Source organism: Kitasatospora phosalacinea (assembly GCF_030268885.1).
Classification (GTDB): domain Bacteria; phylum Actinomycetota; class Actinomycetes; order Streptomycetales; family Streptomycetaceae; genus Kitasatospora; species Kitasatospora phosalacinea_C.
Map to the genome: position 1 here is coordinate 19,598 of NZ_BSSA01000017.1, position 15,674 is coordinate 35,271.

The window sequence follows — 15,674 nt, forward strand, 5'->3', positions numbered from 1 at the left end:
CCGCCCGCCCCGGGCCGGACGGGCGCTTGGCGGGCTTCTTCTCCTGGACCCGCTCCGCGGACCGCTCCGGGGCGGAGCGCTCCTCGGACGAACGGTCGGAGGACTTGTCGGGTTTCGCTGAAGCGGAGGGCACGGCACTAGCCTGCCTCACGCCGGAGGGTGCTCGTGCACACCCGGCCCGATGTCGTCCGGTGGCACCCGTCACACCGGCTACCGTGGTGCCCGTGAGCGTGGAAACTCCGCCCCCCGACGGGCACGCGTGCGAAACCATCGAACCGGCGTCCGGCCCCGTCCGGAAGGAGCGCGGCCGCGCCGACCTCCGGCGCGCCGCCGAGCGTTACCTGTCGGAACCCGCCGAAGGCGTCACCACCCGGCACGCCTTCTCCTTCGCCGGCCACTACGACCCGAAGAACACCTCCTTCGGCGCGCTGCTCGCCTGCAACGAGGAGACCCTCGCCCCCGGCGCCGGGTACGAGGCCCACCGGCACAGCGAGACCGAGATCGTGACCTGGGTCGTCTCCGGCGCCCTCGCCCACCGCGACGACGCGGGCCACGCGAGCGTCGTGCGGCGCGGCACCGTGCAGGTGCAGTCCACCGGGACGGGCATCAGTCACACCGAACGCAACGCCGGCGGCGCGACCGAACCCGTCACCTTCGTCCAGATGTGGCTCCAGCCCGACGAGTACGGCGCCGCGCCCGGCTTCGGCCTCGCGGCGGTCCCCGACGGGGACGGGCTCACCCTGCTCGCCTCGGGCCGGGCGGCGGACGCGGGGCGGGCGCTGCGGCTGCGGCGCGGCGACGCGGCGCTGTGGCTGGTCCGCACCCCGGCCTGGATGCCGCTGCCCGCCCTCCCCGCCGCCCCCTACCGCTACGTCCACGTCGTCTCCGGCTCGGTCGGCTACCGCACCGTCCCGGGCCCGCAGGGCGGCGGGCGCTCGGCGGGGCCGGGCGACTCCGTCCGCATCACGGGCGACGCGTTCGCGGACCCGACGGCGGGGCAGGACGGGGTGGAACTGCTGCTCTGGGAGATGCACACGCCCGTGCAGTACGGCTGAGAGGGCGCGAGACCCGGGGCGCGGGGAACTGCGCGCTGCGGGAGGCGCACGTCAGCAAGGTCGCGGGGTGGGCGGTGGGTCGGCGTCGCCTCGCGACCTCGCGGTGGGTGCGGGGTTGCTCGCGCAGCTCCCCGCGCCCCCGGTGTCGCGCTCCGCGCTCCGCGTTACGCGTTCTCGGCGAGGACCGCGTCGGAGAGCTGCGGCCAGACCTCGGCCGCCCAGGGGCCGAAGTCGCGGTCGGTGAGGGCGACGCAGGCGAGGTCGGCGGCGGGGTCGACCCAGAGGAAGGTGCCGGACTGGCCGAAGTGGCCGAAGGTGGCGGGGGAGTTGGCGGTGCCGGTCCAGTGCGGGGCCTTGTGGTCGCGGATCTCGAAGCCGAGGCCCCAGTCGTTGGGACGGCGGTGGCCGAAGCCGGGCAGGACGCCGCTGGTGCCGGGGAAGGCGACCTCGCGGGTCGCGGCGCGCAGGGTGGCCGGGTCGAGCAGCTTCGGGGACTGCAGTTCGGCGGCGAAGCGGACGAGGTCGGCGACGGTGGAGAGGCCGCCCGCGCCGGCGGGGGCGCGGTGGGCGGTGTTGATCAGGGTGGCGTGCATGCCGAGGGGCCGGAAGACGGCCTCGGCGGCGTACTGGTCGAAGCGGATCCCGGAGGCGTCCTCCAGGGCGGCCGCGAGCACGTCGAACCCGGCGTTGGAGTAGAGCCGCCGGTTGCCGGGCTCGGCCATCACCCGGTGCTCGTCGAAGGCCAGGCCGGAGGTGTGGGCGAGCAGGTGGCGGACGGTGGAGCCGGGCGGACCGGCCGGGTCGTCGAGCTCGAAGACGCCCTCCTCGACGGCGACCAGCACGGCGTACGCGCTGAGCAGCTTGGTCACCGAGGCGAGCGGGAACAGGTGCTCCTGCGGGCCGTGCGCGCCCAGCAGCGCACCGTCGCTCCCGCGGACCACCGCCGCCGCGGCGTGGGGTACCGGCCAGTCCTCGATCATCCGCAAGCTCTGCATGCGCGCACTCTACCCAGCGGGCCGGACCCGGGACGGCCGGTGGCGTGCCAGGCTTGCTTGGAGTGCGCTCCAACTCGGTAGCGTCGTCGTTGTCGTCGAGACGGGGGTCCGGAAACCATGGCAGAGCCCGAGCAGGGAACGGCAGTGTGCGCGGGGGCGCTCGGAACCCCGGCCCCCGGGCCGGACCGGACGGCGGGCCACAGCATCAGCGAGGTGGCCGCCGTCAGCGGCCTGTCCGCGCACACGCTGCGCTGGTACGAGCGGATCGGCCTGCTGGAGCCGGTCGACCGCTCGCACGCCGGGCAGCGCCGCTACAGCGACGCGGACCTGGCCCGGCTGGCGTTCCTGACCAAGCTGCGGCTGACCGGCATGCCGGTGGCCGACATGGTCCGGTACGTCGAGCTGCTGCGGGCCGGGGACGGCACGCGGGCCCAGCGGCGGGAGCTGCTGGTCGCGCACCGCGAGGAGGTGCGGCAGCGGCTCGCCGACCTGCACGCCACGCTCGCCGTGATCGACCTGAAGATCGAGCACTACGGCACGCCCGTCCTCCCGGCCGACGGCGACGGGGAGACCCGGGAACAGCACTCCGCACAGGACAGGAAGAGCGCATGAGCAGCACCATCGAGACCACCCGGCTCGGCACCGACGGCCCGCTCGTGGGCGTGCAGGGCCTGGGCTGCATGGGCATGAGCGAGTTCTACGGCCCGACCGACACCCAGGAGGCGCTGGCCACCCTGGAGCGGGCCCTGGAGCTGGGCGTCACCCTCTTCGACACCGCCGACGTCTACGGCTCGGGCGCCAACGAGGAGCTGATCGGGCCGTTCGTCCGGGCGCACCGCGAACAGGTCGTGCTGGCCACCAAGTTCGCCATCGAGCGGCGCGCCGACGACCCGCACTACCGGGGGATCAACAACGACCCGGCGTACATCCGCAAGGCGGTGGACGCCTCGCTGCGCCGCCTCGGCACCGACGTGATCGACCTCTACTACATGCACCGCCGCGACCCGGACGTGCCGCTGGCCGAGTCGGTGGGCGCGATGGCCGAGCTGGTCGCGGCCGGGAAGGTGCGCCACCTGGGCCTGTCCGAGGTGACCGGCCCCGAGCTGCGGGAGGCGCACGCGGTGCACCCGATCGCGGCGCTGCAGTCCGAGTGGTCGCTCTTCGCCCGGGGCGTGGAGCGCAGCGCGGTGCCCGCCGCGGCCGAACTGGGCGTGGCGCTGGTGCCGTACTCGCCGCTCGGGCGGGGCTTCCTGACCGGGGCGGTCACCGACGCCGGGCAGCTGGACGCGAGCGACTTCCGCCGCCACCTGCCGCGCTTCAGCGGCGAGAACGCGGCCGGCAACGCCGAACTGGTCGCCCCGGTACGGAAGATCGCCGAGCAGCACGGGGCGACGGTCGCGCAGGTGGCGCTGGCCTGGGTGCAGCAGCGCGCCGCGGTGCACGGCCTGACCGCGGTGGTGCCGATCCCCGGCACCCGCAAGCGCACCCGGCTGGAGGAGAACCTGGGCGCGACCCGGCTGGTGCTGACCGAGGAGGAGCTGGCCGAACTGGAGCCGATCTCCGCCCGGGTCTCCGGCAGCCGCTACGCCGACATGAGCTCCACCGCCGACGCCCGCGAGGTCTGACCGCCCCCGGAGGGCGTCAGCCCTGGCTCTCGGACGGGCCGCTGACCTCGCCGTAGTGGCCCAGCGCGATGGCGGCGAAGTTGTGCCGGCTCGCGGTGCCCTCGGCCAGGTAGCCGTTGTGGCCGCTGGCGCCCAGCGAGGAGATCGACACCGCGCCGAAGGCGTGGGTGGTCGGGTCGGCGCCGTGCCCGAGGCCGCCGACCTCCAGGTACGGCACGTTCCCGATCCAGTCGCCGGGGTTGCGGGCCGCCCACACCTGGACGCCGGTGCCCAGCTCGGCGGCCGAGTCCACGCCCATCCCGGGGCTGCCGAACGCCACCACGTCGGTGGGCTGCGCCTCGTGCAGCGAGGGCGAGGCGGTGCCGCACACCACCGAGCCGTACGAGTGGCACAGCAGCGCGGGCGGCGCGTCCGGGTGGGTGGTCTGCCTGAGGCCGGCCAGCAGCCGGGTCAGCCGGGGCGCGGCCGCCTCGGCGAGCCGGGAGGTGACCGCGTCCGGGCCCAGGCCCTGCGGGGTGACGTAGCCGGTCCAGGCGATCACCGCGGTGCGGGTGCCGGGCGCCTGGGCGTGCTCCTCGGCGTACAGGGCGCGGGCCATCCCGGCGGGGGAGCGCAGCGGGTCGGCGGTCTGGTCGAAGTGGCCGAGGTCGGCGTCCGAGCCGGGCACCAGGACGGCGATCCGCTCGGCGGAGGTCAGGTCGCCCCAGACCTCGGTGACCAGGCCGCGGCCGCGCGGGTCGAAGGCCAGGACCTGCCGTCCCGGGGCCAGCAGCCGGTCGGAGTCGTTGGCGCGGGAGAGGGCCAGCGCGCGGGTGGTGGGGTCCAGGCCGGTGTCGGCGGCGCGCTGCCGGGCGCGGTCCCGCTCGGCGGTGATCGCGACCCGGTTGGCGCGGTAGCGGACGTCCAGCGGGGCGCCGTCCAGGTTGCCGACCACCAGCGGGTACTCGGCCACCAGCCGGTTCAGCTCGGCCGGGGAGAGGGAGGCGAAGAAGGCGGCGACGGCGGCCGGGTCGGCGGTGGCCGGGTCCGGCAGCGGGCGGCCGAGGGTCCGGTCGGCGACCCAGGCGGAGCTGCCCGCGGGCGGGGTGGTGATCGCCAACTGCTCGTTGGAGGCGGCGGCCTGCGCGGCGGCCGCACCGGCGTCCACCAGGGCGGCGCACCCGGCGAACACGCCGATCAGGATTCGCTTGACCCGCCTGCGGTGCATGGCGTCCACTCCCTCGGGCCGGTACAGCGCGGCGGGACTGACCCGACGGTGCGTGACTGCCAACTACTAGTCAGCCAGAGTAGAGGGCGGCCGACCCCGCGGGCAGGGCGCAAACAGTGTTCCCCGTCACATTCGCCCGGACGCTACCCGTCGTACTCCTTCACCACCCGCTTCGGGGCGACCGAACGCCAGGCGTCGGTGAGCAGTTCGCGCAGTTCGTCCGGCTCCAGCCCGGCCAGCTGCACCCGCACCCAGCCGAACCGGCCGGTGTACGGCGCCACCGAGTACACCCCGGGCGCGGCCGCGACCAACTCGGCCTGCTCGGCCGGGGCGGCCTTCACGACCGCCTCGCCCGACTCCGGCCGGCCCATCGCGAAGATCTTCCGCCCCGCCCGCAGCGTGACCTGCTCCCAGGTCTCCTCCTGGTGGGTGCCCGGCAGCGCCAGGGCCAGCGCGGTCAGTTCCTCGAAGCTCGCCATGCGCGCCAGGATAGGCGCCGCCGCCGACAGTTGACGCGGGGTCAGACCGCGCCCAGGGCGTACACCGCGAACAGCGCCGCGCCCGCGCCCGCCACCGCCCGCCACGTCCGGGACGGCCACGGGGCGTCGAAGCGCCGGGCCCACCGGCCGATCAGCGCCAGCACCGCGCCGAACACCGGCAGCCAGGCCAGCCGGGCCAGCGCCCAGGCGCCCGAGTCCGGGGCGGTGGTCAGGCCCGGCAGCGCGCCCAGGTGCGAACCCGCCAGCGCCGTCAGGAACATCGCGCTCTGGTGCCAGCAGAAGATCGTCATCGCCCCCAGGTTGACCACCACCACCGGCAGCCACAGCAGCGGCCGCCGCAGCGCCCGGCCCAGCCGGTCCTTCAGCAGCACCGCGACGCCGCCCTGCACCGAGGCCAGCGCCAGCACCAGCAGGGACGGCGGGTGCGAGTTGGTCCGGGCCGCGCCCGGCACGCCCACCATGCTCGCCGGGTAGTGGAACACCAGCAGCAGCACCGCGAACAGCGCCGCCCCGCCCAGTGCCAGCAGCTTCGCCCCCGCCCGGGTCAGCCGCCCGTGCGCCCAGTCCACGCCCAGCTGGTACGCGAACAGCCAGCCCGGCAGCAGGTTCAGCAGGCTCAGCCAGCCCGGCATCGAGGCGCCCCACGGCCCGTACCGCAGCAGGTCCACCGCCGCGACCGCCGCCATCAGTCCGGCCGAGCCCCAACCGCGGGACCAGGCACCGAACTTGACGCACAGCGGGGTCAGCACGGTCAGCACCAGGTACATCGCGACGTACCAGAGCGGCTGCACCATCAGCACCGCGCCCGTGCGCACCGTCGCGTCCGGCACGCCCAGCGCGTGCAGCAGCGGCACCAGCGCCGCCCACACCGCCGCCACCCCCAGCACCGGGCGCACCAGCCGCAGCACCCGGCCGCGCAGCCACGCACGCACCGGCACCCCGCGGTCGGCCGCCCGGCGCAGCGACAGCGCCGAGGCCCGGCCGCCCACCAGGAAGAACACCCCCAGCATCTGCAGCAGCCAGCTCAGCGGCGCCATGAACGGCAGCGCCCCCAGCGGGCTGGCGTTGTGCAGCACCCCGCCGGAGGAGTCGAACCCGCCCAGCAGCCAGTGGCCCACCGGGACGGACAGCAGGGCCAGGGCGCGCAGCCCGTCCAGGGCGCGGTCGCGGGTGGCGGGGGTCTGCGCGTCGACCTGCGCGGCGGCGCGGCGCAGTCGGGTCAGGGAGGTCGTCACGGAGGTCTCCAGGAGTCGCTGACGGGAGGTCAGGCGGTGGCGGTGAGGGCGAGCGCGGCGAAGGCCGCGAGGGAGGCCGAACCCGGCGCGAAGTAGCCGCTGTGGCCGTGCGAACCGGTGGACGGCAGCAGCCGGGCGCGGAAGCCGCCCGAGGTCGGGTCGGCGCCGTGGCCGAAGCCGAGCAGCGAGACGTTCGGCACGTCGCCGATCCAGTCCTCGGCGTTGCGGCGCACCGCCCACACCGGCACCCGCAGCTCGTCCGCCCGCTCCAGGCCCATCCCCGGCGAGGCCACCGCCACCACCCCCGCGACCAGCGCCGGGTCCGGCGCCGAGCGCCCGCACACCACCGACCCGTACGAGTGGCAGAACAGCTCGACCCGGCCGGTCACCGGCGCCAACCCCCGCACCAGCCGGTCGAGTCGCCGCGCGCCCGCCTCGGCGAGCTCCTCCCGGGCCGCGTCCACCCCCAGGCCGACCGGCGTCGTGTAGCCCACCCAGACCACCACCGCGACCCGGTCGCCCCCGGCCGCGCGCAGCGCCCGGGCCATCCCGGCGGGCGTGTCGTACCCCGTGGCCGAGGGGCGGTCGTAGGTCGCCAGGTCGACGTCCGAGCCCGGCACCAGGACCGCCGCCCGCCCGTCGTGCTCCAGGTCGCCGAACACCTCGGCGACCTGGCCCCGCCCGCGCGGGTCGAACGCCAGCAGGCGGCGCTGCGCCAGCCCCGCGTAGCGGTCGGCCCCCGCGGCGGCCGCGGCGCGCTCCGCGGACGGCAGCGCGGCGTCCCCGGCCCGGGCCCGCTGCCGGTCCCGTTCCTCCTCGACGGCCAGCGCGTTGGCCCGCAGCCGCAGCGCCACCGGGGCGCCGTCCAGGTTCCCCACCACCTGCGGGTGGCGCACCGCCAGGGACTCGCGCTGCGCCGGCGGCAGGCCCGCGAAGAACGCGGCGACCTCCTCCGGCGAGGCCCTCCCCGGGTCGGGCAGCCGCACCCCCAGCGTGGTGTCCGCCGTCCAAGCCGCCGCCCCCGGCGGCGGCCCCGTCAGCGGCGTCTGCGCGTCCGGCGACGCCCACGACCCCACCCCCAGCACCGCGGCCAGCACCAGCCCGGCCACGGCCGTCCCACGACGCAGACGCGACGACATCCGCTCCTCCTCCGCTCGTTCGGCAACGGGGAGGAAGGTAGGAACGGGACGGGCGCGGGGGCGTCACCCCGCGGAGCCAACCCCGGGGTCATACCGGAGGGGCAGGCGGTGCGCCCTACTGCGCGCCGGGCTGGACCAGGCCGCTCTCGTAGGCGAGGACGACGGCCTGGGCGCGGTCGCGCAGCTCGAGCTTGGCGAGGATGCGGCCGACGTGGGTCTTGACGGTCTGTTCGGCCAGCACGAGGTGGGCGGCGATCTCCTGGTTGGACAGGCCGCGGGCGATGAGTTCGAGGACCTCGGTCTCGCGCGGGGTGAGTCCGTTCAGGCGCAGCCGCGGGTCGCGGCGCGGCGCGGGGCGGTGGCGGGCGAAGTCGGCGATCAGGCGGCGGGTCACCGAGGGCGCGAGCAGCGCGTCGCCCGCGGCGACCACCCGGACGGCGGCGATCAGGTCGGCGGGCGGGGCGTCCTTGAGCAGGAAGCCGCTGGCGCCCGCCCGCAGCGCCTCGTACACGTAGTCGTCGACGTCGAAGGTGGTGAGCATCAGCACGCGCGGCCGGTGCACCGCGCCGGGCGGCGGGTCGAGCAGGCGGCGGGCGGCCTCCAGGCCGTCCATCTCGGGCATCCGGACGTCCATCAGGACCACGTCGGGGTGCGTGCGGCCGCTGACCTCCAGGGCCTGCCGGCCGTCGGCCGCGTCGCCGACCACGTCGATGTCGCTCTGGGCGCTGAGCAGGGCGGCGAACCCGGCGCGGACCATCGCCTGGTCGTCGGCGATCAGGACGCGGATGGTCATGCGGTGCTCTCCCCTGGATCCGTGCCGGTGCCCGGGCCCGGGCCGGTGCCGTCCAGCGGCAGGACGGCGCTCACCCGGTAGCCGCCGTCGGCGGTCGGGCCGGTGTCCAGGGTGCCAGCCAGCAGGCGGACGCGCTCGCGCATTCCGACGAGACCCTGCCCGGTGCCGCCGGAGGTCTCCACGGCGGCGGACCGGCCGGGCGGCGGACCGTTGCGGACGGACAGGGCGAGCGCGCCGTCCGCGGCGGAGAGCCGGACCTCGGCGGTGGCGCCGGGGGCGTGCCGGACGACGTTGGCCAGCGCCTCCTGGACGATCCGGTACGCGGACAGCGCGACCGCGTCCGGCACCGGCCCGAGCGCCGCCACCCCGTCCGCGACGGCGAGTTCGGCCCGCACCCCGGCCTGCCCGGCGGTGGCCAGCAGCTTCGGCAGGTCGGCCAGCCCGGGCTGCGGCGCCTTGTCGGGAGCGCCCCCGTCGGCCCGCAGCACCCCCAGCAGGCGGCGCATCTCGGCGAGCGAGCCGCGGGCGGCGGCGGCGATCTGCCCGAACTCCTCGACGGCGGCCGGGGGCAGGCCCTCGATCCGGTACGGGGCGCTGTCCGCCTGGACGGTGATCACCGACATGTGGTGGGCGACCACGTCGTGCAGCTCGCGGGCGATCCGGGCGCGCTCCTCCAGCAGGGTGCGCCGGGCCCGCTCGGTCCCGGAGATCTGCTCCTGCTCGGCGAGCAGCCGCTGGGCCTCGCCGCGCCCGCGCAGGCTCCAGCCGAGCAGCAGGACCGCCCCGGACAGCGCGGCGACCACCACCGAGGTGCCGTCGAAGTGCGCGTTGAAGACCGTCCAGCTCAGGCTGCCCGCGAGGAAGGTGACGACCCAGACGGCGAGCAGGGTGCGACCGCGCTCGCGGACCGCCAGCAGCACCATCAGGAACAGGTACGACAGCAGCGTGGTCACCGGCCACGGCCAGGGCTGCTCGGCGGCGGCGCCGTGCGTGACGGCCGCGCCGACCAGCACCGACGGCGCGACCAGCTGCCAGGCCAGCAGCGGCCGGGTCAGCGCCAGGACCAGCGCCCCGGACTGCACCGCGGCCAGCGCGGTGGCCAGCGAGGGCCCCACCCCGTAGAACCGGGTGAGCGACACGATCCCGGTGGGCAGCAGGGCGGCCACCGCGGTCAGCACCAGCGCGTACGGGAGCATCCGGACCCATCTGCGACGGGCCGTCGCCAGCGGCGGGCGGTGGTCGTCGAGGGGTTCGGTGAGGGCGCGGAGGAACTCTTTCCAGGGGGTCACCGGGCCGAGGGTAGGACGGGGGCGGGCCGGTGTCCTCACCCTGCGGTAGCGCGTCCGGGGTGCTACCCCGGTAGGGGGTCAGCGCCAGGAGCCGGCCAGCGCCGGGCCCAGCTGGTCGAAGTGGCGCTCGATCAGGGCCAGCATGCCGTCCATCGAGTGCCGGTGGGCGTCCGGGTCGGCGGCGTAGGAGAGGTGCGAGAGCCGCACCACGGTGCCGAACACGGCGGCGAGCAGCCGGGGGCGCAGGTCGACGGCCGGGTCGAGGCCCTCGCGGTCGGCGAGGATCCGGGCGACCTCGACCTCCTGCTGGATGGAGTGCCGCAGGTGCGCGGCGAGCAGCGTCGGGGTGGACTCGATCAGCTCGAACAGCTCCAGCGCGGCCGGCCCGCTGTCCGGCCCGCCGCCCTGCCCGCGGTCGACGGCCTGCCAGACCTCGCGGACGGCGCCGCGCATCGCCTCCAGCGGGTTCTCCTCGGCCGGGCGGGCGCGCAGGAACTCCAGGAAGGCCGCCTCGGCCTCGGCCAGCACGGCGAGGGCGACTTCCTCCTTGTTGGCGAAGTACCGGAAGAAGGTGCGCTGGGAGACCTCCACCTCGGAGGCGATCTCGTCCACGGTGGTGCGCCCGTAGCCGTGGCAGAGGAAGAGCCGGTGGGCGGCGTCGACCAGGGCGTCCCGGGTGCGCCGCTTCTTGCGTTCGCGCAGGCCGACGGACTGCGGGTCGGCGGCGGTGGTGGGGGTGGCCATGGGGCCAACGATAGCGCCGCGGTGGCTAGATGGCAGCAGGTGACAGGAGTCACCGTTTGTCGAATGTCAGCGGCTGACATAATGTTCCGCGAGGGCGGTGCCCGTTCGTCGTGGAGCTCGTGGGGACGGGCGTGAGGGCCGGGCACCGCCGCCTTTCGTTCCAGCGCGGCCCGGCCGCACCACACGAACGGGGAGCTCCCGAGACATGAGCCAGTCCGTAGTACTCGACAAGGAAGCGGCCCCGGCCGCGGGCGGCAGGCTCCGGGGCCACCCCTGGCTGACGCTGCTCACCGTCGCCGTCGGCGTCATGATGGTCGCCCTCGACGGCACCGTCGTCGCCATCGCCAACCCGGCCATCCAGCAGGACCTGCACGCCTCGCCCGCCGACATCCAGTGGGTCACCTCCGGCTACCTGCTGGCCCTCGCGGTCTTCCTGATCACCGCGGGCAAGATCGGCGACCGGTTCGGCCACAAGACCACCTTCCTGGTCGGCGCGGTCGGCTTCGCCGCCACCTCCGCCGCGATCGGCTTCGCCGGATCGATCCAGCAGGTGATCCTCTTCCGCGTGCTGCAGGGCCTGTTCGGCGCGCTGCTCCAGCCCGCCGCGCTCGGCCTGCTGCGCGGGGCCTTCCCCGCCGACAAGCTCAACATGGCCATCGGCATCTGGGGCGGCGTCATCGGCGCCTCCACCGCGGCCGGGCCGATCGTCGGCGGCCTGCTGGTCGAGCACGTCAACTGGGAGTCGGTGTTCTTCATCAACGTCCCGGTCGGCGTCATGGCCCTGGTCCTGGGCCTGCTGATCCTCAAGGACGTCCGGGCCGAGAACGCCGCCAAGTCCTTCGACGTCCCCGGCATCGTGCTGCTCTCCGGCGCGATGTTCATGCTGGTCTGGGGCATCATCAAGGCCCCGACCTGGGGCTGGGCCGACCCGGCCACCCTGCTGTTCCTCGGCGGCGCGCTGCTCGCCCTGGTGTTCTTCGCGGTCTGGCAGAACTACGCCAGGGAACCGCTGATCCCGCTCTCGCTGTTCCGCTCGGTGCCGCTCTCGGCCGGCACCCTGCTGATGGTGCTGATGGCCTTCGCCTTCTTCGGCGGCATCTTCTTCGTCACCTTCTACCTGCAGAACGTGCACGGGATGGCGCCGGTCGACGCGGGCGTCCACCTGCTCCCGATGACCGGCATGATGATCGTCGGCGCGCCGGTGGCCGGTTTCCTGATCGGCAAGATCGGGCCGCGCATCCCGATCGTCGCGGGCATGCTCTTCACCACCGCGGCGATGCTCGGCATGTCCACCCTGGACATCCACTCCGGCAACGGCGTGATGGCCCTGTGGTTCGTCCTGATGGGCCTGGGCCTCAGCCCCGTCATGGTCGGCGCCACCGAGGTCATCGTCGGCAACGCCCCGCTGGAGCTGTCCGGCGTGGCCGGCGGCCTGCAGCAGGCCGCGATGCAGGTCGGCGGCAGCCTCGGCACCGCCGTCCTCGGCGCGGTGATGGCCTCCAAGGTCACCGACGTGCTGCCCGGCAACTGGCAGGCCGCGACCGGCCAGCCGCTGCCCGCGGGCCCGGACGGCGAGCAGCTCGAGCAGCTCGCCCAGCTCGGCATCGCCCCGCCGAACGTCCCGCCGACCGTGGCGGACGCCGTCCACTCCTCCTTCGTCAGCGGCATGGGCACGGCCTTCGTGGTCGCCTCTGTCGTCGCCCTGGCGGCGGCGGGCCTGGGCCTGCTCACCAAGCGCGGAGCGAACGAGGCGGGTCCCGCGGTCCACATCTGACACGCAACGCGTATCCGCCCGGAGAGGGAGTCCTCTCCTCCGGGCGGATCCTGCTGTCTCAGGGGTTCCTCGCGCAGTTCCCCGCGCCCCTTGCGGGGCGCGGGGTGAGAGCGGAGCAGTGGAACCTCCGCGCCCGTCAGGGGCGCGAGGAACTGCGCGAGCGGCCACGCACGAACGGAAAGGTCCGCCCGGGGGGAAAATCCCTGCCCCGGGCGGACCTTCGCGCTAGGCGGTGCTTACGCGTCGCCGCCGGCGGCGCCCGGGTCGGCCGCCGCCACGTCGAGCAGCTGGTAGCGGTCGATCGCCTCCTTCAGCGCCGAGCGGTCGATCTTGCCCTGCTTGGCCAGCTCGGTGAGCGTGCCCAGGACGATCGACTGCGCGTCGATGTGGAAGAAGCGACGGGCCGCGCCGCGGGTGTCGGCGAAGCCGAAGCCGTCGGCGCCCAGGGACTGGTACTGGCCGGGGACCCAGCGGGAGATCTGGTCCGGGACGGCGCGCATCCAGTCGGAGACGGCCACGAACGGACCCTCGGCCCCGGAGAGCTTGGTGGTCACGTACGGGACGCGCTGCGGCTCCTCGGGGTGCAGCAGGTTGAACTCCTCCGCCTCGACGGCGTCGCGGCGCAGCTCGTTCCAGGAGGTCGCCGACCAGACGTCCGCCTTGACGTTCCACTCCTCGGCGAGGACGCGCTGGGCCTCCAGGGCCCACGGCACGGCCACGCCGGAGGCGAGGATCTGGGCCGGGATCTGGCCGCCCTCGCCGTCCTTGAGCTTGTAGAGGCCCTTGAGGATGCCGTCGACGTCGACGTTCTCCGGCTCGGCGGGCATCTTGATCGGCTCGTTGTAGACCGTCATGTAGTAGAAGACGTCCTCGCCGTGCGGGTGCTCGGCGGAGGAGCCGTACATGCGGCGCAGGCCGTCCTGGACGATGTGCGCGATCTCGTACCCGTAGGCCGGGTCGTAGGCGACCACCGCGGGGTTGGTGGAGGCCAGCAGGTGCGAGTGGCCGTCGGCGTGCTGCAGGCCCTCGCCGGTCAGGGTGGTGCGGCCGGCGGTGGCGCCGATGACGAAGCCGCGGGCCAGCTGGTCGGACATCTGCCAGAACTGGTCGCCGGTGCGCTGGAACCCGAACATCGAGTAGAAGACGTACACCGGGATCAGCGGCTCGCCGTGCGTCGCGTACGAGGAGCCGGCCGCGATCAGCGAGGCGGTGCAGCCGGCCTCGGAGATGCCGTCGTGCAGCATCTGGCCGGACGGGGACTCCTTGTACGCCAGCAGCAGCTCGCGGTCGACCGACTCGTAGGTCTGGCCGAGCGGGTTGTAGATCTTGGCGGACGGGAACAGCGAGTCCATGCCGAAGGTGCGGTACTCGTCGGGCGCGATCGGCACGAAGCGGTTGCCGATGCCCTTGTCGCGCATCAGGTCCTTGAGCACCCGGACGAACGCCATGGTGGTGGCGATGGTCTGGTTGCCGGAGCCCTTCTTGACCGCCTTGTACGCGTCGTCGCCCGGCAGTTCGAGCTTGCGCGGACGCACCTTGCGGGTGGGCACGTAGCCGCCGAGCTCCTGCCGGCGGTCGTGCATGTACTGGATCTCCTCCGAGTTGCGACCCGGGTGGTAGTAGGGCGGGTAGCCCTCGTCCAGCTGCTTGTCGGTGATCGGCAGGTGCAGCCGGTCGCGGAAGCGCTTCAGGTCCTCGACCGTCAGCTTCTTCATCTGGTGGGTGGCGTTGCGGCCCTCGAAGTTGGGGCCCAGCGTCCAGCCCTTGACGGTCTGCGCCAGGATGACGGTCGGCTGGCCCTTGTGCTCGCGGGCGGCCTTGAACGCGGCGTAGACCTTGCGGTGGTCGTGGCCGCCGCGGCCCAGGTGCTGGATCTGGTGGTCGGTCATGTTCTCGACCATCGCGCGCAGGCGCAGGTCGCCGCCGAAGAAGTGCTCGCGGATGTACGCGCCCGACTCGGTGGCGTAGGTCTGGAACTGGCCGTCCGGGGTGGTGTTCAGCTTGTTGACCAGGACGCCGTCGCGGTCCTGGGCCAGCAGCGGGTCCCAGGAGCGGTCCCAGATCAGCTTGATCACGTTCCAGCCGGCGCCGCGGAACTGCGACTCCAGCTCCTGGATGATCTTGCCGTTGCCGCGGACCGGGCCGTCCAGGCGCTGCAGGTTGCAGTTCACCACGAAGGTCAGGTTGTCCAGGCCCTCGCGGGCCGCCAGCGAGAGCTGGCCGAGCGACTCGGGCTCGTCCATCTCGCCGTCGCCGAGGAAGGCGTACACCTGCGAGTCGGAGGTGTCCTTGATGCCCCGGTGCTCCAGGTAGCGGTTCATCCGGGCCTGGTAGATCGCGCCGAGCGGGCCGAGGCCCATCGAGACGGTCGGGAACTCCCAGAAGTCCGGCATCAGCCGCGGGTGCGGGTAGCTGGAGAGGCCGTAGGGCGCCTTGGACTTCTCCTGGCGGAACGCGTCGAGCTGCTGCTCGGTCAGTCGGTCCAGCAGGAAGGCGCGGGCGTAGATGCCCGGCGAGGCGTGGCCCTGGAAGAAGACCTGGTCGCCGGACTCGCCGTCGGCGTCCTTGCCGCGGAAGAAGTAGTTGAAGCCCACGTCGTACAGGGACGCGGAGGAGGCGAAGGTGGCGATGTGGCCGCCGACGCCGATGCCGGGCCGCTGGGCGCGGGAGACCATGACGGCCGCGTTCCAGCGCGTCGCGTTGAGGATCTTGCGCTCGATCTCCTCGTTGCCGGGGAAGAACGGCTCGTCCTTGGTGGCGATGGTGTTGACGTAGTCCGTGCTGCGCATCTCGGGCACGGCTACGCGCTTCTCGCGGGCGCGCTCGATCAGCCGCAGCATCAGGTAGCGGGCACGCTCGCGCCCCCGCTCGTCGATGGCAGCGTCAAGCGACTCCAGCCACTCCGCGGTCTCCTCGGGATCGAAGTCCGGGACCTGGCTCGGGAGGCCGCCAATGATGATCGGGTTGCGATCGGATCCGGAAGCCACGCTGTTCCTTCACTGTCGGTCGAAACTGAGTTGTCGCGCCGCCTCCATCGTGCTACCGCGTTCGGAGATCCGTCATCTCTACCGATCGGTAACCGTTCCGCCTGGTGGACGGGACGGTCAGGAGGTGGTCCGACCTGGGACCCCGGCCGGACGATGGCGGCCGGTCGGGATGAGGGCCAACAGGAGACTTTACGCCCGCACCCTGCCCGGACCCGAATGCCGTTCGCATCTCGGGCAGGCGTACGGCGGGTGAACGGGCTGCACGGGGGTACGAGACGAAGCATCCTTGTCGGTACGGACAGGGACATACGGGTGTGTTCACCACCACAGT

Annotated in this window: 13 protein-coding genes; 4 read left to right on the top strand and 9 right to left on the bottom strand. The window is 74.1% G+C overall.

Features of this window, described 5'->3' with window-relative positions; all coding sequences use genetic code 11:
• Positions 1 to 224 precede the first annotated feature (224 nt).
• Complete coding sequence (locus tag QSK52_RS23095; RefSeq protein ID WP_285738042.1) at positions 225 to 1,055, top strand: pirin family protein; 831 nt, start codon at positions 225 to 227, stop codon at positions 1,053 to 1,055.
• Between the two features lie 164 nt (positions 1,056 to 1,219).
• On the opposite strand, the gene QSK52_RS23100 is transcribed toward QSK52_RS23095, so the two are convergent.
• Entirely contained in the window at positions 1,220 to 2,050 is an 831-nt protein-coding gene (locus tag QSK52_RS23100; RefSeq protein WP_285738043.1) for a serine hydrolase domain-containing protein, read from the bottom strand.
• A 117-nt stretch (positions 2,051 to 2,167) separates the two neighbouring features.
• Here QSK52_RS23100 and QSK52_RS23105 point away from each other — a divergent pair, with 117 nt between their 5' ends.
• Entirely contained in the window at positions 2,168 to 2,662 is a 495-nt protein-coding gene (locus tag QSK52_RS23105) for a MerR family transcriptional regulator (RefSeq protein ID WP_285738044.1), read from the top strand.
• Positions 2,659 to 3,675, top strand: a complete 1,017-nt coding sequence (locus QSK52_RS23110) for an aldo/keto reductase (RefSeq protein ID WP_285738045.1) — start codon at positions 2,659 to 2,661, stop codon at positions 3,673 to 3,675. The genes QSK52_RS23105 and QSK52_RS23110 overlap by 4 nt, the downstream gene beginning before the upstream one ends.
• A gap of 16 nt (positions 3,676 to 3,691) precedes the next feature.
• On the opposite strand, the gene QSK52_RS23115 is transcribed toward QSK52_RS23110, so the two are convergent.
• The 7 genes from QSK52_RS23115 to QSK52_RS23145 form a co-directional block, all read right to left on the bottom strand.
• The gene (locus QSK52_RS23115) at positions 3,692 to 4,882 is read right to left on the bottom strand and encodes an alpha/beta hydrolase (RefSeq protein ID WP_285738046.1); all 1,191 of its coding nucleotides are present in this window, start codon (positions 4,880 to 4,882) and stop codon (positions 3,692 to 3,694) included.
• A 143-nt stretch (positions 4,883 to 5,025) separates the two neighbouring features.
• Positions 5,026 to 5,361, bottom strand: coding sequence for an MmcQ/YjbR family DNA-binding protein (locus tag QSK52_RS23120; protein ID WP_285738047.1), 336 nt, complete (start codon positions 5,359 to 5,361; stop codon positions 5,026 to 5,028).
• Between the two features lie 41 nt (positions 5,362 to 5,402).
• Positions 5,403 to 6,617 carry an acyltransferase family protein gene (locus tag QSK52_RS23125; protein WP_285738048.1) on the bottom strand — a complete coding sequence of 405 codons (1,215 nt, stop codon included), beginning with the start codon at positions 6,615 to 6,617 and terminating at the stop codon, positions 5,403 to 5,405.
• Positions 6,618 to 6,646: 29 nt separating this feature from the next.
• Positions 6,647 to 7,756, bottom strand: a complete 1,110-nt coding sequence (locus QSK52_RS23130) for an alpha/beta hydrolase (protein ID WP_285738049.1) — start codon at positions 7,754 to 7,756, stop codon at positions 6,647 to 6,649.
• Positions 7,757 to 7,871: 115 nt separating this feature from the next.
• Entirely contained in the window at positions 7,872 to 8,549 is a 678-nt protein-coding gene (locus QSK52_RS23135) for a response regulator (protein WP_285738050.1), read from the bottom strand.
• Complete coding sequence (locus tag QSK52_RS23140) at positions 8,546 to 9,838, bottom strand: sensor histidine kinase (protein ID WP_285738051.1); 1,293 nt, start codon at positions 9,836 to 9,838, stop codon at positions 8,546 to 8,548. The genes QSK52_RS23135 and QSK52_RS23140 overlap by 4 nt, the downstream gene beginning before the upstream one ends.
• Before the next feature lie 78 nt (positions 9,839 to 9,916).
• A complete protein-coding gene (locus QSK52_RS23145) occupies positions 9,917 to 10,582 on the bottom strand; it encodes a TetR/AcrR family transcriptional regulator (protein ID WP_285738052.1) in 666 nt (221 codons plus the stop codon).
• Positions 10,583 to 10,787: 205 nt separating this feature from the next.
• On the opposite strand from QSK52_RS23145, the gene QSK52_RS23150 reads away from it, so the two are divergent.
• Positions 10,788 to 12,356 (top strand): MFS transporter, encoded by a 1,569-nt coding sequence (locus tag QSK52_RS23150; protein WP_285738053.1) that lies wholly within the window; start codon positions 10,788 to 10,790, stop codon positions 12,354 to 12,356.
• A gap of 236 nt (positions 12,357 to 12,592) precedes the next feature.
• Here QSK52_RS23150 and aceE read toward each other — a convergent pair whose 3' ends face one another.
• The gene (aceE, locus tag QSK52_RS23155; protein ID WP_285738054.1) at positions 12,593 to 15,343 is read right to left on the bottom strand and encodes a pyruvate dehydrogenase (acetyl-transferring), homodimeric type; all 2,751 of its coding nucleotides are present in this window, start codon (positions 15,341 to 15,343) and stop codon (positions 12,593 to 12,595) included.
• Positions 15,344 to 15,674: the final 331 nt, after the last annotated feature.

Coding starts and splice junctions, on each gene's coding strand:
- QSK52_RS23105 (WP_285738044.1), top strand. CDS start 2,168: ATGGCAGAGCCCGAGCAGGGAACGGCAGTGTGCGCGGGGGCGCTCGGA.
- QSK52_RS23100 (WP_285738043.1), bottom strand. CDS start 2,050: ATGCAGAGCTTGCGGATGATCGAGGACTGGCCGGTACCCCACGCCGCG.
- QSK52_RS23120 (WP_285738047.1), bottom strand. CDS start 5,361: ATGGCGAGCTTCGAGGAACTGACCGCGCTGGCCCTGGCGCTGCCGGGC.
- QSK52_RS23130 (WP_285738049.1), bottom strand. CDS start 7,756: ATGTCGTCGCGTCTGCGTCGTGGGACGGCCGTGGCCGGGCTGGTGCTG.
- QSK52_RS23145 (WP_285738052.1), bottom strand. CDS start 10,582: ATGGCCACCCCCACCACCGCCGCCGACCCGCAGTCCGTCGGCCTGCGC.
- QSK52_RS23110 (WP_285738045.1), top strand. CDS start 2,659: ATGAGCAGCACCATCGAGACCACCCGGCTCGGCACCGACGGCCCGCTC.
- QSK52_RS23135 (WP_285738050.1), bottom strand. CDS start 8,549: ATGACCATCCGCGTCCTGATCGCCGACGACCAGGCGATGGTCCGCGCC.
- QSK52_RS23115 (WP_285738046.1), bottom strand. CDS start 4,882: ATGCACCGCAGGCGGGTCAAGCGAATCCTGATCGGCGTGTTCGCCGGG.
- QSK52_RS23150 (WP_285738053.1), top strand. CDS start 10,788: ATGAGCCAGTCCGTAGTACTCGACAAGGAAGCGGCCCCGGCCGCGGGC.